Source organism: Lelliottia sp. CFBP8978 (genome assembly GCF_034046055.2).
Lineage (GTDB): Bacteria > Pseudomonadota > Gammaproteobacteria > Enterobacterales > Enterobacteriaceae > Enterobacter.
Genome location: NZ_CM188253.1, coordinates 1,849,019 through 1,874,560, shown reverse-complemented (window position 1 = coordinate 1,874,560; position 25,542 = coordinate 1,849,019). Strand labels below are relative to the sequence as shown.

Genomic DNA, 25,542 nt, shown 5'->3' with positions numbered 1-25,542 from the left:
CCTTGCCCCGGTTCGCCGGGGCGCTTATCTGGAAGGAACAGTCAATGAATCACTACACACGCTGGATTGAGCTAAAAGAACAGAACCCTGGCAGCTATGCGCGTGACATCGCGGGTTTGATGGGCATCCGTGAAGCCGAACTGACCTTTGCCCGCGTGGGGCATGAGGCGTGGCGATTGCACGGTGAGATCCGCGAAATCCTCGGCGCGCTCGAAGCGGTAGGCGAAACCAAATGCATTTGCCGCAACGAATACGCGGTCCATGAGCAGGTCGGCAGCTTTACCAATCAGCATCTTAACGGGCACGCCGGGCTGGTGCTGAATCCGCGCGCGCTCGACCTGCGCCTGTTCCTCAACCAGTGGGCCAGCGCGTTCCACATCAGCGAAGCCACCGCCCGCGGCGAGCGTCAGAGCATTCAGTTCTTTGATCATCAGGGAGATGCACTGCTGAAGGTCTACACCACCGACAATACCGATCTTTCAGCGTGGGGGGATGTTTTGACCCGCTTTATCTTTGCCGATAACCCGCCGCTGGAACTGAAAGCCGCGGAAGCTGTGGTGAACGCCGCGGAGGTTGATGCCCGGACGGTAGATAAAGAGTGGCGCTCGATGACCGACGTCCATCAGTTCTTTAGCCTGCTGAAGCGCCACAATCTGAGCCGTCAACAGGCCTTCCGTCTGGTGGGTGACGATCTGGCCTGCAAAGTGGACAACCGCGCGCTGACGCAACTGCTGGAGACAGCATGTCAGGACGGCAACGAAATCATGATATTTGTGGGCAACCGCGGCTGCGTGCAAATCTTTACCGGCGTGGTGGAGAAACAGGTGCCGATGAAAGGCTGGCTGAACATCTTTAACCCGACCTTTACTCTGCATCTGCTGGAAGAGACCATCGCGGAGACCTGGGTCACGCGTAAACCGACCGCGGACGGGCACGTCACCAGCCTGGAGCTGTTTGCCGCTGACGGCACGCAAATCGCCCAGCTTTACGGCCAGCGTAGCGAAGGCCAGCCGGAACAAACCCAGTGGCGCGCACAGATCGACGCCCTGACGCCAAAAGGGCTGGCCGCATGAAAAAACTGCTGGTCCTGATGGCCGCGCTGCCGCTGACCGCATTCGCGGCCGTACAGGAGAAAATTGTCGCCCTGGGCGGTGATGTCACCGAGATTGTCTACGCCCTGGGCGCTGACGCTTCGCTTGTCGCGCGTGACAGCACCAGCCAGTGGCCACTGCACGCCACCACGCTGCCGGACGTGGGCTATCTGCGACAGCTGAACGCCGAAGGGATTCTGGCGATGCGTCCAACGCTGGTGCTGGCCAGCGCGCAGGCACAGCCGTCGCTGGCGCTTAAACAGGTCGAGCAGAGCCACGTTCGAGTTGTCACCGTGCCGGGCAGTAACGATCTCAGCGTCATTGACGAAAAGGTGCGGGTGATTGCTGAAGCGACACATCGCGTTGCGCAAGGCGAAGCGCTGCGCAAAAACTTGCGTCAGGCGCTGGCGGCTCTGCCGTCGACACCGCTCAACAAACGGGTGCTGTTTATTCTCAACCACGGCGGGATGACCGCTATGGCTGCCGGACAGCAAACCGCGGCCGATGCGGCGATCCGCGCTGCCGGGTTACAAAACGCGATGCAGGGATTTACCCGCTATCAGCCGCTTTCGCAGGAGGGCGTGATGGCCAGCCAGCCGGATCTGGTGGTGATCTCGCAAGAGGGTGTCAAAGCGATGGGCGGCCCAGAAAATCTGTGGCAGTTGCCAGGTCTGGCGCAAACCCCGGCGGGCAAAAATAAGCAGGCGTTGCTGATTGACGATATGGCGCTGCTTGGTTTTAGCGTGCGCACGCCGCAGGCGATTCAGGAATTACGCCATAAAGCGGAGCAACTGCCCTGATGCCCCGGCGTATCGCGGTGTCGCTGTGGATGCTGGCGTTACTGCTGGCGCTGATGACCTTTATAGCCACCGGTTTTGGCGCGTTGCGCCTGCCGGTAAATCTGCTGTGGAATGATTCCGACAACGCGCTGCGGCAAATCTGGCTCACTATCCGCCTGCCGCGGGTTCTGCTGGCGCTGGTGATTGGCGGCTCGCTGGCGCTGGCCGGTTGCGTGATGCAAGGGCTGTTTCGCAATCCGCTCGCCGACCCCGGTTTACTGGGGATCAGCAGCGGCGCGGCCTGTGCCGTGGCGCTGTGGGTGGTTTTGCCGTTCTCCCTGCCTGCGCTTCTTATGCTCTACGCGCCGATGCTGGCAGCATTTGTGGGTGCACTGGCCGCCACGCTGGTGATTTTTCTGCTTAGTCAGCAGCGCGACAGCTCTTTGTCACGTCTGCTGCTGGTGGGAATTGCTATCAACGCCCTGTGCGGCTCGGCGGTGGGCGTGATGTCGTGGATCAGCAATGATGCGCAGTTACGCCAGCTGTCGCTGTGGGGGATGGGCAGTCTGGGGGCCGCTCAGTGGTCAACGCTGCTGGCGGTGAGCTCGCTGATGCTGCCCACGGTGTTGATCATCTGGCGTCTGGCTGGCGCACTGAATCTGCTGCAGCTGGGCGATGAAGAGGCGCACTATCTCGGGGTGGATGTCCGCGTGGTCCAGCGTATCTTGCTGCTGTGCAGCGCGTTGCTGGTGGCCTCTGCGGTGGCCGTCAGCGGCGTGATTGGTTTTATTGGCCTGGTAGTTCCGCATCTGATTCGCATGTGGCTTGGCCCGGACCATCGGGCGGTGATCCCGGGCTCAGTGCTGGTGGGAGCATTGCTGCTGCTGATGGCCGATACCCTCGCCCGGACCGCCGTTGCGCCAGCGGAAATGCCGGTGGGCCTGCTGACCAGTCTTCTGGGTGCGCCGTGGTTTCTGTGGCTGATTTTCCATCGTGGAGGAGACCATGGCTGAACAATACCGGGCGGACGCACTGACGTTTCGCAACGCAAATAAAACCGTGATACGCGATGTGTCGCTCACACTGGAACCGGGCGAGCTGGTGGCGCTGATCGGCCCTAACGGCGCGGGGAAATCGACGCTGTTGCGTCTGCTGACCGGTTTTTTGCAACCGGCTGCGGGGCAGTGTCATCTCGGGGGAATACCGCTGGATGACTGGAGCACTCAGGCGCTCTCCCGCCGTCGTGCGGTGATGCGCCAGCAGACGCAGCTTGGTTTTGACTGGCCGGTTGAATCGGTTATCGGGATGGGTCGCGCCCCCTGGACGTCGCACCCGGAAGCCCAGGTCATTCATCAGGTGATGCAGGTGACGGGGTGTCTGCCGCTGGCGGGAAGGCACTATGCTGCGCTCTCTGGCGGGGAACAGCAGCGAGTCCAGTTGGCCCGCGCGCTGGCGCAGCTATGGTGCGATGGCGCTCCTCGCGGCTGGCTGTTTCTTGACGAGCCGACATCGGCGCTGGATCTCTATCATCAGCAGCATCTCCTGCGGCTGATGAAAAGCTTAACGCTGCAGGGAAATCTGCACGTCTGCGTCGTATTGCACGACCTTAACCTGGCGGCCCTGTGGGCGGATCGGATCGTATTGCTGCACGAAGGCGAAATCGTCTCGCAAGGTTCGCCTGAAGCCGTTCTACAGGCTGACGACCTGGCGCGCTGGTATGGCGCCCAGGTCCACGTTGGCCTGCATCCGGAAAACGCCACTCCGCAGGTATTTCTGGCGCCTTAGCTTGAGCAGCTCACCTCAAGCTTTTTACCCCACTCCGGCGGGCGGCTGACATAGTCATCATCCCTGTCCGCAAACGGTGTACTCAACGCATCATGCAGGCGATGCAGTTCGCTGTAATCTCCGGTGTCGGCGGCGCTGATTGCGCGCTGCGCCAGCCAGTTGCGCAACACCATTGCCGGGTTAACGGCTTTCATCTGCGCCTGACGGATATCGTCTTCTGTCCCTTCGCGTTGCAGACGCGCCCGGTAAAGCGCATACCAGCTGTCAAACGCCTGACGATCAATAAACTCATCGCGCAGCGCCGAAGCAGAGCTGTGCTGTTCCGTCTGGCTCAGCATGCGGAACGTCCGGGTGTAGTCGCTGCCTTCACGGGCCATCAGCGCGAACAGGGCGTTCAGAATATCGTTGTCGCCCTTCTCTTGCGTCATCAGTCCCAGCTTGCGACGCATCAGCTTTCCGTAATGCTGCAACAGGATTTCCTGATAGCTATCCAGCGCGTCATTGAGGGCATCTACGGCAATAAAGGGCGATAATGCCTGCGCCAGACGCTGTAAATTCCACAGACCCACCGCAGGCTGATTTTCGAAACGGTAGCGCCCCTGATAATCCGAATGATTGCAGATGAACTCTGGCTGGTAGTCATCGAGAAAACCGTACGGACCGTAATCCATCGTCAGGCCCAGAATCGACATGTTATCGGTATTCATGACCCCATGCGCGAATCCCACCGTTTGCCAGCAGGCCATCAGCGACGCGGTGCGGCTCACCACATCCCGGAACCACAAAATGTACTTGTCAGCCTCGTCTTCCCACTGCGGCCAGTGATGGTGAATAACAAAATCCGCCAGTTGACGCACTTTTTCCGGCTCTCGCCGATAGTAGAAATGTTCAAAGTGGCCAAACCGAACGTGGCTTTGCGCGATACGCATCAGCATCGCCCCCTGCTCTACCGTTTCACGGGCGACCGGGGTGTCGCTGGTCACTATGGATAGCGCTCGTGTGGTCGGGATCCCCAGCGCGTGCATCGCCTCTGAGGCAAGACTTTCGCGCAGCGTGGAGCGCAGAACGGCACGTCCGTCGCCCATGCGCGAATACGGCGTTAGCCCTGCACCTTTCAGATGCCAGTCCATCGTCTGACCGTTGGCGAGTTGTTGTTCGCCAAGCAGGATGCCGCGACCATCGCCAAGCTGACCGGCCCAGACGCCAAACTGATGGCCACTGTAGACCTGCGCCAGGGGCTGCATGCCGGGCAGCAGCGTTTCGCCGCCCCAGACGCCTGCCCCGCTGGTAGGCTGGAATAGCGACGGCGGAACGCCTAAGTCGTTTGCCAGGCTCTCGTTATGCCAAATCAGGCGAGCGTTGTTCAGCGGTGTCGGTTTCAGTGCGGTATAAAAACCTGGCAGTTCATCGTGCCAGTGAGCAGTAAAAGACAGGGTCATAAGTCCTCCTGCTCTTAGTGTAGAGGGTTTACCGGCGGTTAAACACGGGTGAAGAGAAGGGTTATCGCTGAACGAGCGAAGTGACCTGTTCGGCCGCAACGGCCGCCCACAGATTGCCGGACATAGCGCCAAAACGGAAAGGCAGAACGCGACGCAACACCTCTTCGTCATCCACTCCCGCCACCATCACCGACTGAGTGTAAGGTGAGATCTGCGCGAGAATGGCGCGCATAAAGGGCTCAAAAGAGAACTCGACTACGCGCTGCTGGATAAACCCTTTATCCAGGATAACCCGGGTAAACAGGCCGTCAAAAACGGCTTTATTGGATGCCGCACCTGCCCCATAGTCGGCCAGAACCATCGGGAAATGGATCGCCATTCTCGCCAGCAGGGGATCGTCTTTTCCATTGTTAATACCGGGAAATGTCTCATTAACAGTGAACTCAAGAAAGGGATAACGTTCCAGTATTGAAAAAGCATGACTGTCTGTTAAAAGGAAATCAACAATGGCAGGCGTAATATTTATCCATGCAATGAGATGATGCTGAACAAAAAAAAGTTTGCAGGTATCCAGCAATTCCAGTTTTTCTTTAAACAGGATTAACTCTTCTTCTGCGCTAAGGTGTGGCGTGACAAGTTCCGTGGGGATACGAACGTGGGTTCCCACTTCAACAAAGTTAGCGAGAATGTCTAAACCGATTAACTCCCCGGCGTCGTTTCTGGCAGGCAGTAATAACAGTTCAGATTGATACGGATTATTAAGGGTGACAATCATCACGCCGGCCCCGCTTTTAAGATGATAAGTTGCATCCTGGAGCATTGGCTAAAACAATTCAACTTTATTGATTTTAATAAGATTAATTCCATTGGTCCCTTTTTTATTTTAAAGATTTATCCGTCAATCTAAAATAATCTTATCCTGGATAACCCACAATATCCAGTTTTTAGCTAAAACAGGTACTTAGCGAAATAATTAATGAGATGTTGATTAAACACTATCGGCTAACTTGAACGTCGCGCGGTTTTCTGAGGACCGCGCGATAAGGGGAACAGACAAGGAAATCTAAATACGTCTGGCCTGCCAGAAGTTTTTGCGCCAGTAAACATTATCCAGAGAAGAGCGCATCACCCCGCGACTGGTCGAGGCGTGAATAAACTGGTTGTCCGTGTCGTAAATGCCCACGTGAAGACCGCTTTCACCCGAGCCCGTTTTAAAGAATACCAGGTCTCCCGGCAGTAAATCGTCTTTATCTATTTCAGTGCCAATTTTCGCCTGCGTGCGGGTATCACGCGGGAGTTGCAGATCAAACTTATCGCGAAATGTCATCAGTACAAAACCAGAGCAATCGACACCTGTGCGGCTCATCCCACCATAGCGATAAGGTGTTCCGCGCCAGTTTCGTAACTGCTCGTTAAGATTGGCAATAACGGTTATTGAATCCGATAACCGCGGATTGGGTGGTGGCGCACGATGACTGCTGCATCCTGCAAGTAATAACATGCCCACAATCAGAAACCAGAATCGCATTTCCAGACGAATCCTCTGTTTTTTAGTTCTTTCCGTAATTTAGCCTGTGATTACGCCACCTTGCAAGAAACGCTTATTCCTGCGCGGTAGAAATCAGCATCCTGTGGCCTTCGATATCCAGCCGCCGGAATGGCATACCGTAAACGCTGGCCAGATTAGGCGGCGTCAGCACGCTGTCACGCGTACCGCTGGCCACCAGTTTCCCTTTTGAAAGGAGCCATACGCGATGCGCGTGTCGCAGCGTGTGATTTAAATCATGGCTGCTCATCACCACCGCAATACCTTTCGCACTGAGCTGGCTTAAGAGTTTGTCCACCGCAGCCTGCTGGGCGACATCAAGACTGCTCATCGGTTCGTCCAGCAATAACAGACTCCCGTGAGGGTTTGTCGCAGGATGTATTTGCAGGATTGCTGCGGCAAGTCGCACCCTTTGCCACTCACCGCCGGAGAGCCGGCTGGCCTGGCGGGAGAGCTTATCCACCAGACCCAGCGCCCCGGCCACCTCTTCCAGCAGCGTAGACTGCGTTTTATCATGCTGATGCAGCATCAGATAGTGCCAGACGGGCATGGCAAACGGCGGCACTTGCTGCTGCACAAGATAGCTGCGCCGGTGCGCGAGCGAAACGGGTGACCACGAGCGAAGAGAGTGCCCCTGCAGCGCGATCTCCCCTTCCCCCAACGTCAACCCCGCCATACGGGACAGCAGCGTGCTTTTGCCGGCCCCGTTTGGCCCGACGAGATGCACGATCTCGCCGCCGTTAATCGCTGCGGTTATCGGTTCCAGCCTGCCCTTTTCGGCAACCCCCGAAAGCTGCATCAGTTGATTCATTACTTCGCCAGCGCCAGCTTAATAGATTCCATGACGATAGGGTCTTCTGGTGTCATGTCCGGCGAAAAACGCTGCACAACCTGTCCGTCACGCCCAATCAGGAATTTTTCAAAGTTCCACAAAATATCGTCAGGATAAAGCGGTGCGCGCCCTTTGCTTGCCATACGCTCAAAGAATCCGCTGCCTTCCGGTGCGACGGCCGTCGGCGCAGCGGTGACCAGTTTTTCATACAGCGGATGACGATTTTCGCCATTAACATCTATTTTGCTGAACAGCGGGAACGTTACGCCATAGGTTGTACTGCAAAAGGTTTTGATCTCATCTTCACTGCCGGGTTCCTGCCCGAGGAACTGATTGCACGGGAATCCGAGTACCACCAGCCCGTCTTTTTCCCAGGCCTTCTGGATATTCTCCAGCTGTTCATACTGCGGCGTCAGGCCACATTTCGATGCCACGTTAACAATCAACAAGACCTTGCCTTTATAGCCTTCCAGCGTGGTGTTTTCGCCATCAATGGTGGTGACGTTGGTATTCAGAATATCGTTCGGCATAGCTTCCCCTTAGATTGTCTTACGGATGAGCGGATCTTAACGTCCGGCCTTTAATAGTAGCCAGATAAACACAGGTGCGCCCAGCGTTGCCGTTACGACCCCGATGGGTAATTCAGCAGCACTCAGCGCCAGGCGGGCAATAATATCGGCGATCAGTAGCGTCATGGCGCCAGCGATGGCCGAGGCGGGCAGTAACGTTCGGTGGTCAGTGATACCGGCCAGGCGCAGCATATGAGGAATAACCAGACCGATAAAACCTATCGCTCCCGCTAATGCGACGCTGACGCCCACCATCCATCCGACGGCCAGTACCAGCAGATTGCGCCAAAAGCCAATCGGCAATCCCAGCTGTCGGGCAGAGGTTTCCCCTAGTGCCAGCATATTCAGGGGATTCGATTGACATGAGGCCCACAGAATGACCGGAATCAGCAGTACCATCAGCCAGCCCTGGCGCCAGTCTACACCGCCAAAACCCCCCATCATCCAGTACATCAGCTGACGGAGATCGAACGACGTGGAGAAATAGACCGCCCAGGTCATCAGAGCGCTGCAGATAATGCCAAGCGCCACCCCGGCCAGCAGCAAACGGCTGGTGGATAAGTGACGCCTTGCAAAGCGCAGCAGGATCAGGGTGATCACCAACGCTCCTGCGATAGCGCTGAGACTAATCCCCAGCCCAGAGAGCGAGCCTCCGCCGAACATGACTGCAGCGATAAGCCCCACGCCTGCACCATTCGATACGCCAAGCAAACCCGGCTCCGCCAGGGGGTTTTCAAACAGTGCCTGCATGATCGTGCCACACAGCGCCAGCGATGCGCCCACCAGTACGACCGCCACGGTACGCGGCAGGCGAATTTGCCAGACGAAGAGCTGACCTTGCTCGCTCAACCAGTTATCCGGACTAATCCACCGATCTCCCGCGCATAAACTCACCGCCACAGCAGCAGAGAGCAACATCAAGAGCACCAGTAACCAGCGCAGATCGGAGCGGTGTTGACGACGGGCAAAATCAAGCATGGGTTCTGTTTTCGAATGAGTGAGGTGATTGATTTTACGGTGGGTATGCATGAGAGCAAAGAAAAAAGGCCGCGAATGCGGCCTTTTTAGTTAGTTCATATTACTCTGCTTTGGGCGTTGCGTTTTCGACACGGCTTTTTAACTTCTGGCCGGGTCTGAAGGTCACCACGCGGCGGGCTGTAATGGGAATATCTTCCCCCGTCTTCGGGTTACGGCCCGGACGTTGGTTTTTGTCTCGCAAATCAAAATTGCCAAAACCGGAGAGTTTTACCTGCTCACCGTTTTCCAGAGCACGACGAATCTCTTCGAAAAACAGCTCTACCAGTTCTTTGGCATCCCGTTTGCTAAGCCCAAGCTTCTCAAACAGATATTCTGACATTTCAGCTTTTGTAAGCGCCATAGGTTCAATCCCTCAATGAGGCCTGGAATCGCTCTTTTAATGCCTCTACACATCTGGCAACGGTAGCGGCAATCTCCTCTTCTTCGAGTGTACGGCTGGTATCCTGAAGGATAAGGCTAATAGCAAGACTCTTAGAACCTTCTGCTACGCCCTTGCCGCGGTACACGTCAAATAAGTTTACGCCAACTACCTGATTTACGCCAACTTTCTTACATTCGGCCAAAATATCTGCTGCGGGGACATTTTCAGCGACCACAACGGCGATATCGCGGCGGTTCGCCGGGAAGCGCGAAACGTCCTGAGCCTGAGGAACCACGCGGTCTGCGACCTTGTTCCACTCCAGCTCAAACACCATGGTACGGCCATTCAAGTCCAGTTTGCGTTCCAGCTCAGGATGAACAACACCAACGAAACCAACGCGTTCACCGTGTAAATAAATGGCCGCACACTGGCCCGGATGCAGGGCTGGAATGGCTTCTGCGCGGAATTCAATTTCAGATAATTTACCGCTCAGATCGAGAACAGACTCCAGATCGCCCTTCACATCGTAGAAATCAACGCTGTTTTTCGTCAGATCCCAGTGCTCTTCGTAGCGGTTGCCACAAATCGCGCCAGCCAACATCACATCCTGACGAATGCCCAGATTTGCCTGGGTATCCGGCACAAAGCGCAGACCGGTTTCAAAGATGCGCACGCGGCTCTGCTGACGGTTCTGATTATAGACGACAGTCCCGAGCAGGCCCGTCAACAGGGACAAGCGCATCGCGGACATTTCGCTGGAGATCGGGCTTGGCAGGATTAACGCTTCCTGACCCGGATGGATCAACTGCTGCAGTTTCGGATCAACGAAGCTGTAGGTGATCACTTCCTGGTAGCCTTTATCATTGAGCATGGTTTTCACACGCTTCAAGGACAAATCGGCTTCGCGATGGGAGCCCATCACCAGGCCAGCCTGTACCGGCTCGTCAGGAATATTGTTGTAGCCGTAGACACGAGCAACTTCTTCCACCAGGTCTTCTTCGATTTCCATATCGAAACGCCAGCCTGGCGCAACGGCCTGCCACTGGTCCTGACCTTCCGTCACTTCGCAGCCCAGACGACGCAGAATGTCGCTCACCTGCGCATCGGCAATGTGATGGCCAATCAGGCGATCCAGTTTACTGCGACGCAGGGTGATAGTGGCGCGTTTTGGCAGCGTCGCTTCGTTGGTGATATCAATAACCGGACCCGCTTCGCCACCGCAGATGTCGATCAGCAAACGCGTAGCGCGCTCCATCGCTTTGTACTGCAGGGCGGGATCAACACCACGTTCATAGCGGTGCGATGCATCCGTGTGCAGACCATGACGACGCGCACGACCGGTGATAGACAGCGGGCTGAAGAAGGCACATTCCAGCAGTACGTTTTGCGTTTCGTCGTTGACGCCAGAGTGCTCACCACCAAAGATGCCGGCCATGGCCAGCGCTTTCGTATGATCGGCAATCACCAGCGTATCGGTGCTCAGTTTTGCTTCGCTACCGTCCAGCAGCACCAGGGTTTCGCCCTCTTTCGCCATACGAACAACGATGCCGCCTTCGATACGATCTTTATCAAATGCATGCATCGGTTGACCCAGTTCCAGCAGAACGTAGTTGGTCACATCCACAACAGCATCAATAGAGCGAATACCGCAACGACGCAGTTTCTCTTTCATCCACAGCGGCGTAGGCGCTTTTACGTTGATGCCTTTGACCACACGACCAAGGTAGCGCGGGCAGGCATCAGCAGCGTCAACCTGAATCGGCAGCGTGTCGGCGATCGTTGCCGCAACGGCTGCGATTTCCGGCTCGTTCAGTTCGGTCTGGTTCAGCACCGCAACGTCGCGCGCCACGCCGATAATACCTAAGCAATCGGCGCGGTTTGGCGTCACGCTGATTTCGATGGTGTTGTCATCCAGATTCAGATACTGGCGGATATCGGTGCCGACAGGAGCATCAGCAGGCAGTTCGATAATGCCGTCATGATCGTCGGAAATACCCAGCTCGGAGAAAGAGCAGAGCATGCCTTCTGATGGTTCGCCGCGCAGTTTTGCTGCTTTGATTTTGAAATCACCCGGTAATACCGCACCCACCGTCGCCACTGCGACACGAAGGCCCTGACGGCAGTTTGGCGCACCGCAGACGATATCCAGCAGACGCTCGCCGCCAACGTTCACTTTTGTCACGCGCAGTTTGTCTGCATTAGGGTGCTGGCCGCACTCGACCACTTCACCAACAACAACACCGTTAAAGCGGCCTGCAACAGGCTCTACGCCGTCAACTTCCAGACCCGCCATTGTGATTTGGTTAGAGAGCGCTTCGCTGTCGAGAGACGTATTCACCCACTCGCGTAACCACAGTTCACTGAATTTCATTGTTCTGTCCTGCCCTTATTTAAACTGTTTGAGGAAACGCAGATCGTTTTCGAAGAACGCGCGCAAATCGGTAACGCCATAACGCAGCATCGTCAGACGCTCCATGCCCATTCCGAAGGCGAAGCCGGAGTAGACTTCCGGATCGATGCCAACGTTACGCAGAACATTCGGATGCACCATGCCGCAGCCAAGCACTTCCAGCCACTTGCCGTTTTTACCCATAACATCGACTTCCGCTGAAGGCTCAGTGAACGGGAAATAGGACGGACGGAAACGAATCTGCAGATCTTCTTCAAAGAAGTTACGCAGGAAGTCGTGCAGAGTCCCCTTCAGGTTTGTGAAGCTGACGTTCTTATCGACAATCAGGCCTTCCATCTGATGGAACATCGGGGTGTGAGTCTGATCGTAGTCGTTACGATATACACGGCCCGGCGCAATGATGCGGATTGGCGGCTCTTGCTCTTTCATGGTACGGATCTGCACACCAGAAGTCTGAGTACGCAGCAGACGGGTAGCATCGAACCAGAAAGTGTCGTGGTCAGCGCGCGCCGGATGATGGCCAGGAATGTTCAGGGCGTCGAAGTTATGGTAATCATCTTCGATTTCCGGGCCAGTCGCCACGGTAAAGCCGAGCTCACCGAAGAAACTTTCAATGCGGTCAATCGTGCGCGTCACTGGGTGTAATCCACCGTTCTCAATGCGGCGACCCGGCAGGGAAACATCAATCGTCTCTTCCGCCAGGCGGGCGTTCAGCGCAGCGCTTTCCAGATCGGATTTACGCGCGTTCAGAGCTTGCTGAACCTGCTCTTTGGCCTCATTGATGACTGCACCCGCTGCCGGACGCTCTTCTGGCGGCAGTTCACGCAAGGTGGTCATTTGGAGGGTCAAATGCCCTTTCTTGCCCAGATATTCGACGCGGACATTGTCTAACGCGGCAACATCTGACGCCTGGTTAATGGCAGCCGTTGCACTGGCAACCAGCTCTGCGAGATGTGACATGATTTTCCTCATTATGTGGCGATATTCATAAGCGGTAGAAACAAAAAAAGCCTCCATCAGGAGGCTTCTAGGCGCTGTTTTTCGTTTCGTCTTTCACGCGCTAGCCTCCCGGAATCAGGTGCTAAAGTAAAAGAAGAAGCGGAAAATAGCAGCATTCATGCTTGCGTTACCTTGTGTGGTCGATACCGTCAGACCTTATTGAAAAGGCTCACAGCGAAAAAGTCAATGTTTTGACTGAGTTATGCCCTAATCATTTGATCTTCAGGAAAGCGCTGAGAGCGTGAAGTAACACAGCCAAACCCGATGCAACCTGAATGATGAAGGGTATAAAGGAAAGAGGGAGCAAAGCTCCCTCTCTCAACTGGCTTATGCCAGTGCTGCTTTCGCTTTTTCGACCAGAGCGGTGAACGCTAATTTGTCGAATACTGCGATGTCAGCCAGGATCTTACGGTCGATTTCAACAGAGGCTTTTTTCAGGCCGTTGATGAATTTGCTGTAAGAAATACCGTTCTGACGTGCTGCTGCGTTGATACGCGCAATCCACAGTTGACGGAACTGACGCTTACGTTGACGACGGTCACGGTAAGCATACTGACCAGCTTTGATAACAGCCTGGAAGGCAACGCGGTATACGCGTGAACGCGCACCGTAGTAGCCTTTAGCTTGTTTCAAAATTTTCTTGTGACGTGCACGGGCAACTACACCACGTTTTACGCGAGCCATATGTGCTCTCCTGTATCTATTCTAATTAAAAAAAGTTAAAAAAACGTTAACGACTTATGCGTACGGCAGGCACGCGATGACCAGACCCAGATCGCCTTTGGAAACCATGGCTTTCGGACGCAGGTGACGTTTACGCTTGGTAGCTTTTTTAGTCAGAATGTGACGCAGGTTAGCGTGCTTGTGCTTAAAACCACCTTTACCGGTTTTTTTGAAGCGCTTAGCAGCACCGCGTACGGTCTTAATTTTTGGCATTTTAATAACTTCCACTTCGCATTGTTAATAAACGAAACGTAGGCGAACAAAACCTGCGAAGCCCTGAGGCTCCACAGGAATTGCTACTTGAAGGCCTTACTGTTTCTTCTTAGGAGCGAGCACCATGATCATCTGGCGGCCTTCGATCTTCGATGGGAAGGATTCGACCACTGCCAGTTCACTCAGATCGTCACGGACGCGATTAAGCACTTCCATACCGATCTGCTGGTGAGCCATCTCACGACCGCGGAAACGCAGTGTGATCTTAGCTTTATCACCCTCTTCCAGAAAGCGTACCAGGCTGCGGAGTTTTACCTGGTAATCGCCATCGTCGGTGCCAGGTCGGAATTTAATTTCCTTAACCTGAATAACTTTTTGCTTTTTCTTCTGTTCCTTAGAAGACTTGCTTTTTTCATAGAGGAACTTGCCGTAATCCATGATACGACAAACTGGCGGCTCGGCGTTAGGGCTGATTTCGACCAAGTCTACTCCGGATTCTTCAGCTTTTTCCAGAGCTTCTCTCAGACTCACAATACCAAGCTGCTCGCCTTCCAGACCTGTTAAGCGAACTTCTTGCGCGCGAATTTCGCCATTAATACGATTCGGGCGCGCCGTTTGAACTCGTTTTCCGCCTTTAATACCTTATTCCTCCAGTTGTTGAAGACTGCGGCTGCGAATCTCTTGTCGCAGCTTCTCAATCACTTCACTTACGTCCAGGCTCCCCAGGTCTTTACCACGGCGGGTGCGAACGGCAACTTTGCCTGCTTCCACCTCTTTATCACCACAGACCAACATATACGGGACACGACGTAAAGTGTGCTCGCGGATTTTAAAGCCAATCTTCTCATTTCTCAAGTCCGCTTTTACGCGAATGCCCGCATTTTGTAGTTTCTGCGTCAATTCTTTAACGTAATCAGCCTGAGAATCGGTAATGTTCATCACCACTACCTGCACCGGCGCAAGCCAGGTTGGGAAGAAGCCTGCAAATTCTTCGGTCAGAATGCCGATAAAGCGTTCGATTGACCCAAGAATTGCACGGTGAATCATCACCGGTACCTGACGCTCGTTGTCTTCGCCCACATAAGAGGCGCTTAAACGTTGCGGCAGAGAGAAGTCCAGCTGTACTGTTCCGCACTGCCATGCGCGATCGAGGCAGTCATACAGAGTAAATTCAATCTTCGGACCGTAGAATGCGCCTTCACCCAGCTGATACTCAAACGGGATGTTGTTTTCTTCCAGCGCAACTGCCAGATCCGCCTCAGCACGATCCCAGGTCTCGTCACTGCCGATACGTTTTTCCGGACGAGTTGAGAGTTTGACGACGATCTTCTCGAAGCCAAAGGTGCTATACATATCGTAGACCATACGAATACAGGCGTTCACTTCATCACGCACCTGATCTTCTGTACAGAAAATGTGTGCGTCATCCTGAGTGAAGCCACGAACGCGCATCAGGCCGTGCAGTGCGCCTGACGGTTCATTACGATGGCAGCTACCAAACTCAGCCATACGCAGCGGCAGGTCACGGTAAGATTTCAGACCCTGGTTAAAGATCTGTACGTGTCCTGGGCAGTTCATCGGCTTGATGCAATATTCACGGTTCTCAGAAGAGGTGGTGAACATCGCGTCTTTGTAGTTGTCCCAGTGGCCTGTTTTTTCCCACAGGACACGGTCCATCATGAACGGGCCCTTCACTTCCTGATACTGGTATTCTTTCAGCTTGGAGCGCACGAAAGTTTCCAGTTCACGGAAGATGGTCCAACCGTCGTTATGCCAGAATACCATACCTGGCGCTTCTTCCTGCATGTGGTACAGGTCGAGTTGCTTACCGATTTTACGGTGGTCGCGTTTCGCGGCCTCTTCCAGACGCTGCAGGTAAGCACCCAGGGCTTTTTTATCGGCCCATGCGGTACCATAAATACGCTGCAACATTTTGTTGTTGCTGTCGCCGCGCCAGTAGGCGCCTGCGATCTTCATCAGTTTAAAGTGATGACAGAAACGCATATTCGGCACGTGCGGTCCACGGCACATGTCGACGTATTCTTCGTGATGATACAAGCCGGGCTTGTCATCATGCGCGATGTTTTCATCAAGGATAGAGACTTTGTAGCTCTCGCCACGCTTCACGAAGGTTTCACGCGCTTCGTGCCAGCTGACTTTTTTCTTGATGACATCGTAGTTAGTCTCGGCGAGCTCGTGCATACGTTTTTCGAGCGCGTCGATATCTTCCTGGGTCAGGGTGTGGTCAAGGTCAACGTCGTAATAGAAGCCGTTGTCGATAACCGGGCCGATCGCCATTTTGGTATTAGGCCACAGCTGTTTGATGGCATGGCCTAACAGGTGCGCACAAGAGTGACGAATGATCTCAAGACCTTCTTCATTCTTCGCGGTGATGATGGACAGCTGTGCGTCGTTTTCAATCAGATCAGAAGCATCAACCAGTTCACCATTTACACGGCCAGCGATGGTGGCTTTTGCAAGGCCAGGACCAATGTCCAGAGCCACATCCATCGGGCTTACGGCGCGGTCATAATGGCGTTGGCTGCCATCAGGAAGAGTAATTACAGGCATTTTATATCCTTATTTGCAGTGATGCCCCACACATAAGAGCATATACAAAGAAAATAATCGTGTTTTGACAATAGATTGCAACACCATCTGACCAACAATCGTCAAATTGGCATGCCATCTGGTACTCAACCGAATCAGACAAATGCTGATTTACGATCGGTCCTGTGATGGTAACACTAACAAAAGGGTGAATGCACCCTCTGCGACCAGATAGATGTATCTACTACTTTTGCATGAACTTGATAGCGTTTCACATGTGTGCTCGCAATCCCGTTTTGGTGAGCTACGCTTGAAAGGGTCCTTATAGCCGAAGGGGCGTACTATGAATGTTTCCAGCAGAACCGTCGTGATCCTGAATCTTGTTTCAGCAGCTGCGTTGGTGATGATTCTTGCCGAAAAGTTTCACTGGTTCTAATACCGTTAGGGTTACACCGGATAACTGCTTTTGGTAGACTCATTCTATCAACATGCGAGGGAACGGTTTATGCCATCAAAACGCTTTACACAAAAACACTGGAAGATGGTGGTGGTGTTATTAGCCATCTGTGGCGCAATGCTTTTATTACGCTGGGCAGCCATGATATGGGGCTAAGCGTTTGTTAAATTTTAACGCGCTAATATCTAATGTGTTTGTAAACTCTGGACTCAAATCTATTTTTTTATTCCGATCTACAGAAATACGCGAATCCTGAAATAACTTTACAGCATTATATAAATGCAAAAAACCGGCACTTCAGAATCCGGTTTTTTTACACACGACGCGTGTCGTCGCTATTGACATCAGACTAGTCTGCAGTGCGATCAGGACCATTCACCTGCAACCAATTTATGCACATCAAAAGCGTCATTCATGGACTGCCCGGTAGACTGTGAGCCTGGGGCAATATTAGAACCCGCTTCAACATCAGAAGCGTGGGTAATACCGATTTGCGTGGTATCACTGGCAGGTTGATTAACTTGATCGGCAGCAAATGCACCAAATGAAAGTGCAGAAAGCACCAATGCTGCTGCAGTAGTTTTGATTTTATTCATAATCTTTCTTCTCTATCTGAATTAATGCAGAACAACTTAAGGCAAATATCTGCCTGTACTGATAGTGTAGATCTGGATCACACTTTTGCATAGTCAATTTATTTATCAAAAAGTGTCAAATAAATTGATTATTAATAACTGAAGGGAATTATGAAGAAATTATGGAGAAATCGGCTACATGATTAAATTAAAACGCTGTTCGATATTTAATAGCACTGTTTGCTAAAAATAAAAACGGGCCGATAATATTTCGGCCCGAGGATATTACATTTTGTAGCCTAAAGAAACCGTGGTTCTGCGGTCGGTATGTTCCGGAGCGGATGCCGGTGGTTCCGAGTTCCAGGTCACGTTATAAGCGACTTTCAGACCAAAGTGTTCATTGATGGCCACGTTCAACGCCGTCTCGGAGTTCAGTGTCGTATCATCAGCACCAAATACGGAGACGCCCTGAGTGAATTTTGCGTTGTCGGTGAATTGCCAGGCGTAAGTGCCGGACGCATAACCTAACGGTTGAGTTTTGGTCTCATCATTAGTGTACTCGTCATAACGCACACCAGGACCGAATTCAAAACGTAAGCTGTGGACTGGCCCGTTCAGGAACTGACGACCATAACCTGCTGTAAACACGTCACGCTGACGATAGCCGTTGTAGCGGTCAGTTAACCAGCTTGCCTGGCCAAAGATGTAATCAAAATCCGTCATGTTGTAACGGCTACGTCCACCCACTGCATACTTCTCAGAAGATCGCTCGTCGTTAGATGACGTGTTGCTGGCATTACCCCACAGCGACCAGGCAGTGGTATTACCGTACCAGGTCATGGTGGTATCAGCAGTCAGAGAGGAACTTTTGGTATTACCTGATTGCGCCAGATAGCCCGCGTTAAGGTTACCTTCAAAGGGTTTCTGCGCAGTGGAAGGGTCATCCATGACAGTAAAAACGGTATCGTCAGCGGCTGCATACATCGAGGCAAACACGCCACCCGCCAGCATCATTGCAGCGGGTACTGTCTTCAAGAGCTTCATTTATAAAGGAGTCCGTACAACAAAAAAAGAGACCATCACGGTCTCGGAAACTTTCTTGAGGATCAATGACAAGGCATCCATAGAAAGGTAACAAATTATAAAAAGCCTCATATAACATAGCAATGATTTCTTATTTCAATTTTTGAATAAGAACGATCTTAATTCATTATTTCATGCATAATAAAAAAATACGCACCACATAAACAATTATATTTAAAATCATACTGTTATTTACTTTCCCTTCTGGTCTTTTGTGCCATGCTTAGCAGAGTCCATACTAAAAGGAGGTCATAATGGTACAGATTTATACGTTAACGCTCTCCCCTTCCCTCGACAGCGCCACGCTTACCCCTCAGATCTATCCCGAAGGTAAACTGCGTTGCAGCGCTCCGGTTTTTGAACCCGGCGGCGGTGGCATTAACGTCGCGCGCGCCATTACCCATCTTGGCGGTAAAGCCACCGCGATATTCCCGGCGGGAGGCGCGACGGGTGAACATTTAATCGCCCTGCTGGCTGATGAACGCGTGGCGGTTGATACGGTGAAGGCGAAAGACTGGACGCGCCAGAATCTGCACGTCCATGTCGAGTCCAGTGGTGAGCAGTACCGCTTCGTGATGCCTGGCGCCATGCTGGATGATGATGAGTTTCGCCAGCTGGAAGAAAAAGTCTTATCGGTTGAAAGCGGCTCACTGCTGGTCATTAGCGGTAGCCTGCCCCCGGGCGTGAAAACCGAAAAGCTCACGCAATTAATCCGTGCCGCTCAGGATAAGGGCCTGCGTTGTATTGTGGACAGCTCTGGTGAGGCGCTGACAGCGGCCCTTTCCTCCGGCGATCTGGAGCTCATCAAGCCGAACCAAAAAGAGTTAAGTGCGCTGGTCAATCGCCCCCTGACACAACCGGATGATGTTCGTACTGCGGCGCAAGAGTTGGTCCACAGCGGGAAAACACGTCGCGTTGTCGTTTCGCTTGGTCCGCAAGGTGCGCTGGCCGTTGATGAATCCGGTTTCGTTCAGGTGGTTCCTCCGCCAATGAAAAGCCAAAGCACCGTGGGCGCGGGTGACAGTATGGTCGGAGCGATGACCTTAAAACTGGCGCAAGGCGCCTCGCTTTTAGAAATGACGCAACATGGTGTTGCCGCCGGTAGCGCTGCCACCATCAATCAGGGCACGCGGTTGTGCTCGCTCGAAGATACGCAGAAAATCGTCAATTATCTCACCCAGCGCTAATTTGCCCCTTCCCCTGTCGGGGGAAGGACTTTCAAAGTCGCCAAACTGGCGCAATCGACTATGCTAAAAAAACTTTTATGATAACAACGAGGTGAAATATGAGCAGTGGTGACATCACTCGCTACGTGACAACCATCAAGATCCACGAAGATTCGCTGACCGAACTCAACGAGATCACTAATCATCTCACTCGCGGCGGATTCTTACTGACGCTTACCGACGATGAAGGCAACGTTCACGATCTGGGTACTAACACTTTTGGCTTGATCAGCGCCCTTAGCGTTGAGGAGGTCAAAGCGCTCGCCAGCGGCCTGGTTGAAAGCGCGACGGGCAAAAAAGCAGAGATAAATGTGAGTACCTGGGAAGAGTGGCAAAAAAGAGAACAATAAGTGCCCTGTATGAATCCAGACGACTCAGTTGTGCGGTAGCGCGTTTTTTTAACGACGGTAATGCGCTAACGTTATGATCTGGCGGACAACATGGGAGAGTCATCATGTGGCAGGCTATCAGTCATCTTTTGAACGAGCAACTGGGCGACGGTGAAATAGAACTGCGTAATGAGCTGCCGGGCGGAGAGATCCACGCCGCATGGCATGTGCGCTTCGCAGGACGTGATTTTTTCGTGAAATGTGATGAGCGAGAGCTGCTCCCTATTTTCACCGCCGAAGCCGATCAGCTGGAATTATTATCGCGCAGCAAAACCGTCTCGGTGCCGCAGGTATGGGCGCTAGGCAGCGATCGTGACTACAGCTTCCTGGTGATGGATTACCTCCCTGCCCGCCCGCTGGACGCGCACAACGCCTTTTTATTAGGCCAGCAAATTGCGCGTCTGCATCAGTGGAGCGATCAACCTCAGTTTGGTCTTGATTTTGATAACGATCTCTCCACTACGCCTCAACCTAACGCCTGGCAGCGACGCTGGTCAACCTTCTTTGCGGAGCAGCGCATCGGCTGGCAGCTGGAGCTTGCCGCGGAGAAAGGGCTGGCGTTTGGTAATATCGACGCCATCGTAGAGCACGTCCAGCAGCGCCTGTCCTCTCACCAGCCGCAGCCATCCTTGCTGCATGGCGATTTGTGGTCAGATAACTGTGCGTTGGGCCCGAACGGTCCTTACATTTTTGATCCCGCCTGCTACTGGGGTGACAGAGAGTGTGACCTGGCCATGCTCCCGCTGCATCCTGAACAACCGCCGCAAATCTATGACGGATATCAGTCCGTTTCGCCCCTGCCATCAGACTTCCTTGAACGGCAACCTGTTTACCAGCTTTATACATTGTTGAACCGGGCAATTTTGTTCGGAGGCGAGCATCTGGTTAATGCGCAACGGGCACTGGAGCGGTTATTAGCCGTATAGTCGTGGCAACAGATAGAACAGACGGGTGGCCTGAGCCACCCGTTTTGCATTACAGGAAGCCGAGTAATGAGAAGAAGAAGTACCCACACACAATCACAATGACCGGCAGGACATACAGCGGGAAAATTTGCAGGAAAATGGTGTGATGAGGCACGACAATGCGTGATTCAATCTGTTCGCGGGTGAGCCCTTCCGCCCCCTTCGCTTTCTCCAGAATAAGCTGGTCTTCAACTCCTTCTCGCAGGAAGCGGGTTTGACGGCTCATGCGCGCACCCGAAGCCTGCAGGGCTAACGCGATAAAGATCAGCGCAAAGATAATCCAGAACGCGATGTTCAGGCTTTGGTGAAAATCGGGCGTTGGCGAGTTGTACCAGAAGAAGTTCAGGAATGGCGTATTAAAGCGCATCATCTCGATCATGACATGAGCAAAATCCAGCATCACGGCGTTGATACCGGCCTGTTTTTCGCTGCGCTCATACATGAACTTCAGTACAGAAATCAGAGTAGAAATGATCGCAGGAATAAAAATTACCCATCCGGCAATACGTTTTAGCACTGCTATGCGTCCAGCTTGTTGATACGTCATCAGTTCCCCTTCCAAAAGACGCGTTCTTTGATTCTGAGTTTACCTTCTGGGCGTGAATTTCGCCCGATCTTTAAAGGTGATATGGTAAATTGCACCTTACACTTAGCCTCACCTTCTGCTGTATCACTGTAAAAGGAGATGTCGTCATGTCGACCCCGCGCCAAATTGTTGCTGCTATTTTCGATATGGATGGATTACTGATCGATTCCGAACCGCTCTGGGATCGTGCTGAACTGGATGTCATGGCAAGCCTGGGGGTGGATATCAGCCGTCGTGACGAACTTCCCGATACGCTTGGGTTGCGCATTGATATGGTTGTCGAACTGTGGTTCGCCCACCAGCCGTGGAACGGCCCGAGCCGTGAAGAAGTGACTGACCGGATTATCAGCCGGGCCATTAGCCTCGTTGAAGAGACACGTCCACTGCTGCCGGGTGCGCGCGAGGCGATTGCGTTGTGCAAAGCTCAGGGTCTCAAAGTAGGTCTGGCATCCGCTTCGCCGCTACACATGCTGGAGAAAGTGCTGGAGATGTTTGAACTGCGCGACAGCTTCGACGCTCTTGCTTCTGCAGAAAAACTGCCGTACAGCAAGCCACATCCGCAGGTTTATATGGATTGTGCTGCCCGTCTTGGCGTTGACCCACTGGCCTGTGTCGCGCTGGAAGATTCGGTCAATGGCATGATCGCATCGAAAGCTGCCCGCATGCGCTCAATCGTCGTCCCAGCCGAAGAAGGTCAACACGATCCGCGCTTTGCGCTGGCCAACGCCAAACTCGCGTCGCTTACAGAGCTGACCCCATCCTATCTGTTTGGCGAATAGTGTCGCACTTCGGGCAACGTTCTGTTGCCCGAAAACATGACCGTTGTAATATTTTTAAAACATCATTTCATTTTTATTTGTATTTCCCTCAGACCCCTTCTATCCTTACCTTCAGAACGACAATAACCCTACACTCTGAGGTATATATGATACTGGACGCCTTCAAACTTTCGGGAAAAGTGGCCATCGTGACCGGCTGTGATACGGGTCTGGGCCAGGGGATGACGCTGGGACTGGCACAGGCGGGATGCGATATCGTAGGCGTTAACCGAAAAATCCCGGAAGAGACGGCTGCCAGGGTCAACGCACTGGGCAGACGTTTTATCGCTATTCAGGCCGATCTCAGCAAACAAGACGCCATTGAGAGCATTGTGACAAAAGCCGTCACGGAAATGGGACGCGTGGATATTCTGGTGAATAACGCCGGGACGATCCGTCGGGAAGATGCTCTGTCATTCAGTGAGAAAAACTGGGATGACGTAATGAATCTGAACCTGAAGTCGGTCTTTTTCCTCTCTCAGGCCGTGGCGCGTCAGTTTGTCGCGCAAGGAAGCGGCGGCAAAATTATCAATATTGCCTCCATGCTCTCTTTCCAGGGCGGGATCCGCGTACCGTCATATACCGCGTCTAAAAGCGGAGTGCTGGGGATCACTCGCCTGCTGGCAAATGAGTGGGCCACTCATGGAATTAACGTCAACGCGATTGCACCCGGGTATATGGCAACAGACAATACGCAGGAGCTTCGCGATGACGAGCAGCGCAGCAAAGAGATCCTCGATCGTATCCCTGCGGCGCGCTGGGGTCGGCCAGAGGATCTGCAGGGTCCGGTCGTTTTCCTGGCCTCATCCGCGTCTGATTACATCAATGGTTATACGCTGGCCGTCGATGGGGGCTGGCTGGCGCGTTAACGCCAGTTTGTGACAAAGAGTTACACCGTAACCTCTTCCGCCTACTGTATAAAAACCCTATACTGTATGAATTGACAGTTTGACGGGTTTTATCATGACGGCGGAAGGCCATCTCCTTTTTTCTATTGCCTGCGCAGTGTTTGCCAAAAACGCTGAGTTAACCCCTGTACTGGCGCAGGGTGACTGGTGGCATATTATTCCTTCGGCTGTCCTTACCTGTCTGTTACCGGATATCGACCATCCCAGGTCGTTTCTTGGTCAACGCCTGAAGTGGATCGCCAAACCCATCGCCCGTGCCTTTGGTCACCGCGGATTTACCCACAGCTTTCTCGCCGTTTTTATTCTGCTCACCTTCTTTTATCTTAAGATCCCGGAGAGCTGGATTGTGCCCGCAGATGCCATTCAGGGGATGGTGCTGGGTTATTTAAGCCACATTCTGGCGGATATGCTGACACCCGCAGGCGTTCCATTGCTGTGGCCCTGTCGCTGGCGATTCCGTTTCCCGATTCTGGCCCCCCAAAAAGGCAACCAGCTGGAGCGCGTGCTATGCATGGCCCTCTTCGCTTATGCCGTCTGGATGCCACAAACGTTGCCCGAAAATGGTGCAGTTCGCTGGTCATCACAGATGATCAATTCGCTGCAATTTCAGTTCAATCGGTTTATTCATCACCAGATTGAACAATAAACAAACGGAATAATGACATTTGTCATAATCCATTCCATTTGGATATAAGCGCGACATCACACTTCTGCTAACCTTGCGCCAACAGGATCGGAATATACCGGTCAGATAATAAATCAGGAGAACGGGGATGAATTTTCCACTAATTGCGAACATCGTGGTGTTCGTTGTTTTGCTATTGCTGCTGGCGCAGACGCGTCATAAGCAGTGGAGTCTGGCGAAGAAGGTTCTCGTCGGCTTAGGTATGGGTGTGGTATTTGGTCTGGCGCTGCAGGCTATTTACGGCTCTGATAACCCGGTGTTAAAAGAATCCATTCAGTGGTTTAACGTGGTCGGTAACGGCTACGTGCAACTGCTGCAAATGATTGTAATGCCGCTGGTCTTCGCTTCCATTCTGAGCGCAGTGGCACGTCTGCACAACGCTTCCCAGTTGGGTAAAATCAGCTTCCTGACCATCGGCACTTTGCTGTTTACCACGCTGATTTCCGCGCTGGTCGGTGTGCTGGTCACTAATCTGTTTGGCCTGACCGCCGAAGGTCTGGTACAAGGGACTGCCGAAACGGCACGCCTGACCGCGATTGAGACCAACTACGCAGGTAAAGTGGCCGATTTAAGCGTGCCTCAGCTACTGCTCTCCTTCGTTCCCAAGAACCCGTTCGCTGACCTGACGGGCGCGAGCCCTACCTCCATCATCAGCGTGGTTATCTTTGCCGCTTTCCTGGGTGTTGCTGCCCTGAAACTGCTGAAAGACGATGCGCCAAAAGGCCAGCGCGTATTGACCGCTATCGACACGCTGCAAAGCTGGGTGATGAAGCTGGTGCGTCTGGTTATGCAGCTGACGCCTTACGGCGTTCTGGCTCTGATGACCAAAGTGGTGGCAGGCTCTAATCTGCAGGACATCATCAAGCTCGGAAGCTTTGTTATCGCTTCCTACCTGGGCCTCGGCATCATGTTTGTCGTTCACGGCATTCTGTTGGGTGTGAACGGCATCAGCCCGCTGAAATACTTCCGTAAAGTCTGGCCGGTACTGACGTTCGCGTTCACCAGCCGTTCCAGCGCCGCGTCTATTCCGCTGAATGTGGAAGCGCAAACTCGCCGTCTGGGCGTACCGGAATCCATCGCCAGTTTCTCAGCCTCTTTCGGCGCGACCATCGGTCAGAACGGTTGTGCGGGTCTGTACCCGGCGATGCTGGCAGTGATGGTTGCACCTACGGTCGGTATTAACCCGCTGGACCCGGTCTGGATTGCCACCCTGGTCGGTATCGTCACCGTGAGCTCCGCAGGCGTTGCGGGTGTGGGCGGCGGCGCAACCTTCGCGGCGCTGATTGTTCTGCCGGCGATGGGACTGCCCGTCACGCTGGTGGCCCTGCTTATCTCGGTTGAACCGTTGATCGACATGGGTCGTACTGCGCTGAATGTAAGTGGTTCCATGACGGCGGGTACATTGACCAGCCAGTGGTTGAAGCAGACTGACAAAGAAATTCTTGATAGCGAAGAGAACGCCGAACTCGCGCATCGTTAATCAAGCGAAAATAAAAAAGCCCTCAGAGTCATTCT

The 25,542-nt window shown here is 53.3% G+C and carries 30 protein-coding genes and 1 other annotated feature; of the genes, 13 read left to right on the top strand and 17 right to left on the bottom strand.

What is annotated here, in order from left to right; translation table 11 throughout:
* The first annotated feature begins 44 nt into the window (after positions 1–44).
* The 4 genes from chuS to SOM82_RS08755 are packed head-to-tail and all read left to right on the top strand — an operon-like array spanning position 45 to position 3,655.
* Positions 45–1,073: a hematinate-forming heme oxygenase ChuS gene (gene chuS / locus SOM82_RS08770; RefSeq protein ID WP_320459302.1), complete on the top strand. Its 1,029-nt coding sequence runs from the start codon at positions 45–47 to the stop codon at positions 1,071–1,073.
* Positions 1,070–1,891 carry a heme/hemin ABC transporter substrate-binding protein gene (locus tag SOM82_RS08765; RefSeq protein ID WP_320459301.1) on the top strand — a complete coding sequence of 274 codons (822 nt, stop codon included), beginning with the start codon at positions 1,070–1,072 and terminating at the stop codon, positions 1,889–1,891. The genes chuS and SOM82_RS08765 overlap by 4 nt, the downstream gene beginning before the upstream one ends.
* Positions 1,891–2,883, top strand: a complete 993-nt coding sequence (locus tag SOM82_RS08760) for a FecCD family ABC transporter permease (RefSeq protein ID WP_320459300.1) — start codon at positions 1,891–1,893, stop codon at positions 2,881–2,883. Before SOM82_RS08765 ends, SOM82_RS08760 begins: the two co-directional genes overlap by 1 nt.
* The gene (locus SOM82_RS08755; RefSeq protein ID WP_320459299.1) at positions 2,876–3,655 is read left to right on the top strand and encodes a heme ABC transporter ATP-binding protein; all 780 of its coding nucleotides are present in this window, start codon (positions 2,876–2,878) and stop codon (positions 3,653–3,655) included. Before SOM82_RS08760 ends, SOM82_RS08755 begins: the two co-directional genes overlap by 8 nt.
* Here the strand turns inward: SOM82_RS08755 and selO are convergent.
* The 14 genes from selO to thrS form a co-directional block, all read right to left on the bottom strand.
* A complete protein-coding gene (selO, locus tag SOM82_RS08750) occupies positions 3,652–5,094 on the bottom strand; it encodes a protein adenylyltransferase SelO (RefSeq protein WP_320459298.1) in 1,443 nt (480 codons plus the stop codon). The genes SOM82_RS08755 and selO overlap by 4 nt on opposite strands.
* A 61-nt stretch (positions 5,095–5,155) precedes the next feature.
* Entirely contained in the window at positions 5,156–5,869 is a 714-nt protein-coding gene (locus SOM82_RS08745) for an EAL domain-containing protein (RefSeq protein WP_320459604.1), read from the bottom strand.
* Between the two features lie 288 nt (positions 5,870–6,157).
* The gene (locus SOM82_RS08740; protein WP_154125193.1) at positions 6,158–6,622 is read right to left on the bottom strand and encodes a C40 family peptidase; all 465 of its coding nucleotides are present in this window, start codon (positions 6,620–6,622) and stop codon (positions 6,158–6,160) included.
* Positions 6,623–6,695: 73 nt separating this feature from the next.
* Positions 6,696–7,451 carry a vitamin B12 ABC transporter ATP-binding protein BtuD gene (gene btuD, locus SOM82_RS08735; protein WP_320459297.1) on the bottom strand — a complete coding sequence of 252 codons (756 nt, stop codon included), beginning with the start codon at positions 7,449–7,451 and terminating at the stop codon, positions 6,696–6,698.
* On the bottom strand, positions 7,451–8,002 hold the full coding sequence (locus tag SOM82_RS08730) for a glutathione peroxidase (protein WP_154125191.1): 552 nt from the start codon (positions 8,000–8,002) through the stop codon (positions 7,451–7,453). Before SOM82_RS08730 ends, btuD begins: the two co-directional genes overlap by 1 nt.
* 36 nt (positions 8,003–8,038) lie before the next feature.
* Entirely contained in the window at positions 8,039–9,019 is a 981-nt protein-coding gene (btuC, locus tag SOM82_RS08725) for a vitamin B12 ABC transporter permease BtuC (protein ID WP_320459296.1), read from the bottom strand.
* 100 nt (positions 9,020–9,119) lie between these two features.
* Complete coding sequence (gene ihfA, locus SOM82_RS08720) at positions 9,120–9,419, bottom strand: integration host factor subunit alpha (protein WP_154125189.1); 300 nt, start codon at positions 9,417–9,419, stop codon at positions 9,120–9,122.
* A 4-nt stretch (positions 9,420–9,423) separates the two neighbouring features.
* The gene (gene pheT, locus SOM82_RS08715) at positions 9,424–11,811 is read right to left on the bottom strand and encodes a phenylalanine--tRNA ligase subunit beta (RefSeq protein ID WP_320459295.1); all 2,388 of its coding nucleotides are present in this window, start codon (positions 11,809–11,811) and stop codon (positions 9,424–9,426) included.
* 15 nt (positions 11,812–11,826) lie between these two features.
* Positions 11,827–12,810 carry a phenylalanine--tRNA ligase subunit alpha gene (pheS, locus tag SOM82_RS08710; RefSeq protein WP_320459294.1) on the bottom strand — a complete coding sequence of 328 codons (984 nt, stop codon included), beginning with the start codon at positions 12,808–12,810 and terminating at the stop codon, positions 11,827–11,829.
* 40 nt (positions 12,811–12,850) lie between these two features.
* Positions 12,851–12,974: a sequence feature (Phe leader region), on the bottom strand.
* Positions 12,925–12,969 carry a pheST operon leader peptide PheM gene (gene pheM / locus SOM82_RS08705; RefSeq protein WP_001386830.1) on the bottom strand — a complete coding sequence of 15 codons (45 nt, stop codon included), beginning with the start codon at positions 12,967–12,969 and terminating at the stop codon, positions 12,925–12,927. It overlaps the preceding feature by 45 nt.
* A 202-nt stretch (positions 12,975–13,176) precedes the next feature.
* A complete protein-coding gene (gene rplT, locus SOM82_RS08700) occupies positions 13,177–13,533 on the bottom strand; it encodes a 50S ribosomal protein L20 (RefSeq protein ID WP_012017122.1) in 357 nt (118 codons plus the stop codon).
* Between the two features lie 54 nt (positions 13,534–13,587).
* On the bottom strand, positions 13,588–13,785 hold the full coding sequence (gene rpmI / locus SOM82_RS08695; RefSeq protein WP_001124225.1) for a 50S ribosomal protein L35: 198 nt from the start codon (positions 13,783–13,785) through the stop codon (positions 13,588–13,590).
* Between the two features lie 96 nt (positions 13,786–13,881).
* Positions 13,882–14,424 carry a translation initiation factor IF-3 gene (gene infC, locus SOM82_RS08690; RefSeq protein ID WP_320459603.1) on the bottom strand — a complete coding sequence of 181 codons (543 nt, stop codon included), beginning with the start codon at positions 14,422–14,424 and terminating at the stop codon, positions 13,882–13,884.
* Between the two features lie 3 nt (positions 14,425–14,427).
* Positions 14,428–16,356 carry a threonine--tRNA ligase gene (gene thrS / locus SOM82_RS08685; RefSeq protein WP_320459293.1) on the bottom strand — a complete coding sequence of 643 codons (1,929 nt, stop codon included), beginning with the start codon at positions 16,354–16,356 and terminating at the stop codon, positions 14,428–14,430.
* Between the two features lie 322 nt (positions 16,357–16,678).
* On the opposite strand from thrS, the gene yncL reads away from it, so the two are divergent.
* A complete protein-coding gene (yncL, locus tag SOM82_RS08680) occupies positions 16,679–16,771 on the top strand; it encodes a stress response membrane protein YncL (RefSeq protein WP_154125185.1) in 93 nt (30 codons plus the stop codon).
* A gap of 69 nt (positions 16,772–16,840) precedes the next feature.
* Positions 16,841–16,948, top strand: a complete 108-nt coding sequence (yniD, locus tag SOM82_RS08675) for a small membrane protein YniD (protein ID WP_154125184.1) — start codon at positions 16,841–16,843, stop codon at positions 16,946–16,948.
* Positions 16,949–17,157: 209 nt separating this feature from the next.
* Here yniD and SOM82_RS08670 read toward each other — a convergent pair whose 3' ends face one another.
* Positions 17,158–17,388, bottom strand: coding sequence for a hypothetical protein (locus tag SOM82_RS08670; protein ID WP_320459292.1), 231 nt, complete (start codon positions 17,386–17,388; stop codon positions 17,158–17,160).
* A gap of 264 nt (positions 17,389–17,652) precedes the next feature.
* On the bottom strand, positions 17,653–18,411 hold the full coding sequence (locus SOM82_RS08665) for a DUF481 domain-containing protein (protein WP_154125182.1): 759 nt from the start codon (positions 18,409–18,411) through the stop codon (positions 17,653–17,655).
* Between the two features lie 293 nt (positions 18,412–18,704).
* Between SOM82_RS08665 and pfkB the strand changes: the two genes are divergently transcribed.
* The 3 genes from pfkB (at position 18,705) to SOM82_RS08650 (ending at position 20,991) form a co-directional block, all read left to right on the top strand.
* Positions 18,705–19,637, top strand: coding sequence for a 6-phosphofructokinase II (gene pfkB, locus SOM82_RS08660; protein ID WP_320459291.1), 933 nt, complete (start codon positions 18,705–18,707; stop codon positions 19,635–19,637).
* Between the two features lie 98 nt (positions 19,638–19,735).
* Positions 19,736–20,026, top strand: coding sequence for a type V toxin-antitoxin system endoribonuclease antitoxin GhoS (gene ghoS / locus SOM82_RS08655; RefSeq protein ID WP_154125180.1), 291 nt, complete (start codon positions 19,736–19,738; stop codon positions 20,024–20,026).
* A 104-nt stretch (positions 20,027–20,130) separates the two neighbouring features.
* Positions 20,131–20,991, top strand: coding sequence for a fructosamine kinase family protein (locus tag SOM82_RS08650; RefSeq protein WP_320459290.1), 861 nt, complete (start codon positions 20,131–20,133; stop codon positions 20,989–20,991).
* Between the two features lie 49 nt (positions 20,992–21,040).
* Here SOM82_RS08650 and SOM82_RS08645 read toward each other — a convergent pair whose 3' ends face one another.
* Entirely contained in the window at positions 21,041–21,577 is a 537-nt protein-coding gene (locus tag SOM82_RS08645) for a YniB family protein (protein ID WP_154125178.1), read from the bottom strand.
* Positions 21,578–21,723: 146 nt separating this feature from the next.
* Between SOM82_RS08645 and hxpB the strand changes: the two genes are divergently transcribed.
* The 4 genes from hxpB (at position 21,724) to SOM82_RS08625 (ending at position 25,507) form a co-directional block, all read left to right on the top strand.
* Positions 21,724–22,395, top strand: coding sequence for a hexitol phosphatase HxpB (gene hxpB / locus SOM82_RS08640; protein WP_320459289.1), 672 nt, complete (start codon positions 21,724–21,726; stop codon positions 22,393–22,395).
* A gap of 146 nt (positions 22,396–22,541) precedes the next feature.
* On the top strand, positions 22,542–23,303 hold the full coding sequence (gene kduD, locus SOM82_RS08635; protein WP_154125176.1) for a 2-dehydro-3-deoxy-D-gluconate 5-dehydrogenase KduD: 762 nt from the start codon (positions 22,542–22,544) through the stop codon (positions 23,301–23,303).
* 94 nt (positions 23,304–23,397) lie between these two features.
* On the top strand, positions 23,398–23,988 hold the full coding sequence (locus SOM82_RS08630) for a metal-dependent hydrolase (RefSeq protein WP_154125175.1): 591 nt from the start codon (positions 23,398–23,400) through the stop codon (positions 23,986–23,988).
* 127 nt (positions 23,989–24,115) lie between these two features.
* The gene (locus tag SOM82_RS08625; RefSeq protein ID WP_154125174.1) at positions 24,116–25,507 is read left to right on the top strand and encodes an L-cystine transporter; all 1,392 of its coding nucleotides are present in this window, start codon (positions 24,116–24,118) and stop codon (positions 25,505–25,507) included.
* The last annotated feature ends 35 nt before the right edge of the window (positions 25,508–25,542 follow it).

What these genes read in the sequence shown, in the direction of transcription:
- chuS (WP_320459302.1), top strand. Translation starts at nt 45, where the DNA reads ATGAATCACTACACACGCTGGATTGAGCTAAAAGAACAGAACCCTGGC.
- SOM82_RS08765 (WP_320459301.1), top strand. Translation starts at nt 1,070, where the DNA reads ATGAAAAAACTGCTGGTCCTGATGGCCGCGCTGCCGCTGACCGCATTC.
- SOM82_RS08760 (WP_320459300.1), top strand. Translation starts at nt 1,891, where the DNA reads ATGCCCCGGCGTATCGCGGTGTCGCTGTGGATGCTGGCGTTACTGCTG.
- SOM82_RS08755 (WP_320459299.1), top strand. Translation starts at nt 2,876, where the DNA reads ATGGCTGAACAATACCGGGCGGACGCACTGACGTTTCGCAACGCAAAT.
- selO (WP_320459298.1), bottom strand. Translation starts at nt 5,094, where the DNA reads ATGACCCTGTCTTTTACTGCTCACTGGCACGATGAACTGCCAGGTTTT.
- SOM82_RS08745 (WP_320459604.1), bottom strand. Translation starts at nt 5,869, where the DNA reads ATGATTGTCACCCTTAATAATCCGTATCAATCTGAACTGTTATTACTG.
- SOM82_RS08740 (WP_154125193.1), bottom strand. Translation starts at nt 6,622, where the DNA reads ATGCGATTCTGGTTTCTGATTGTGGGCATGTTATTACTTGCAGGATGC.
- btuD (WP_320459297.1), bottom strand. Translation starts at nt 7,451, where the DNA reads ATGAATCAACTGATGCAGCTTTCGGGGGTTGCCGAAAAGGGCAGGCTG.
- SOM82_RS08730 (WP_154125191.1), bottom strand. Translation starts at nt 8,002, where the DNA reads ATGCCGAACGATATTCTGAATACCAACGTCACCACCATTGATGGCGAA.
- btuC (WP_320459296.1), bottom strand. Translation starts at nt 9,019, where the DNA reads ATGCTTGATTTTGCCCGTCGTCAACACCGCTCCGATCTGCGCTGGTTA.
- ihfA (WP_154125189.1), bottom strand. Translation starts at nt 9,419, where the DNA reads ATGGCGCTTACAAAAGCTGAAATGTCAGAATATCTGTTTGAGAAGCTT.
- pheT (WP_320459295.1), bottom strand. Translation starts at nt 11,811, where the DNA reads ATGAAATTCAGTGAACTGTGGTTACGCGAGTGGGTGAATACGTCTCTC.
- pheS (WP_320459294.1), bottom strand. Translation starts at nt 12,810, where the DNA reads ATGTCACATCTCGCAGAGCTGGTTGCCAGTGCAACGGCTGCCATTAAC.
- rplT (WP_012017122.1), bottom strand. Translation starts at nt 13,533, where the DNA reads ATGGCTCGCGTAAAACGTGGTGTAGTTGCCCGTGCACGTCACAAGAAA.
- rpmI (WP_001124225.1), bottom strand. Translation starts at nt 13,785, where the DNA reads ATGCCAAAAATTAAGACCGTACGCGGTGCTGCTAAGCGCTTCAAAAAA.
- thrS (WP_320459293.1), bottom strand. Translation starts at nt 16,356, where the DNA reads ATGCCTGTAATTACTCTTCCTGATGGCAGCCAACGCCATTATGACCGC.
- yncL (WP_154125185.1), top strand. Translation starts at nt 16,679, where the DNA reads ATGAATGTTTCCAGCAGAACCGTCGTGATCCTGAATCTTGTTTCAGCA.
- yniD (WP_154125184.1), top strand. Translation starts at nt 16,841, where the DNA reads ATGCCATCAAAACGCTTTACACAAAAACACTGGAAGATGGTGGTGGTG.
- SOM82_RS08670 (WP_320459292.1), bottom strand. Translation starts at nt 17,388, where the DNA reads ATGAATAAAATCAAAACTACTGCAGCAGCATTGGTGCTTTCTGCACTT.
- SOM82_RS08665 (WP_154125182.1), bottom strand. Translation starts at nt 18,411, where the DNA reads ATGAAGCTCTTGAAGACAGTACCCGCTGCAATGATGCTGGCGGGTGGC.
- pfkB (WP_320459291.1), top strand. Translation starts at nt 18,705, where the DNA reads ATGGTACAGATTTATACGTTAACGCTCTCCCCTTCCCTCGACAGCGCC.
- ghoS (WP_154125180.1), top strand. Translation starts at nt 19,736, where the DNA reads ATGAGCAGTGGTGACATCACTCGCTACGTGACAACCATCAAGATCCAC.
- SOM82_RS08650 (WP_320459290.1), top strand. Translation starts at nt 20,131, where the DNA reads ATGTGGCAGGCTATCAGTCATCTTTTGAACGAGCAACTGGGCGACGGT.
- SOM82_RS08645 (WP_154125178.1), bottom strand. Translation starts at nt 21,577, where the DNA reads ATGACGTATCAACAAGCTGGACGCATAGCAGTGCTAAAACGTATTGCC.
- hxpB (WP_320459289.1), top strand. Translation starts at nt 21,724, where the DNA reads ATGTCGACCCCGCGCCAAATTGTTGCTGCTATTTTCGATATGGATGGA.
- kduD (WP_154125176.1), top strand. Translation starts at nt 22,542, where the DNA reads ATGATACTGGACGCCTTCAAACTTTCGGGAAAAGTGGCCATCGTGACC.
- SOM82_RS08630 (WP_154125175.1), top strand. Translation starts at nt 23,398, where the DNA reads ATGACGGCGGAAGGCCATCTCCTTTTTTCTATTGCCTGCGCAGTGTTT.
- SOM82_RS08625 (WP_154125174.1), top strand. Translation starts at nt 24,116, where the DNA reads ATGAATTTTCCACTAATTGCGAACATCGTGGTGTTCGTTGTTTTGCTA.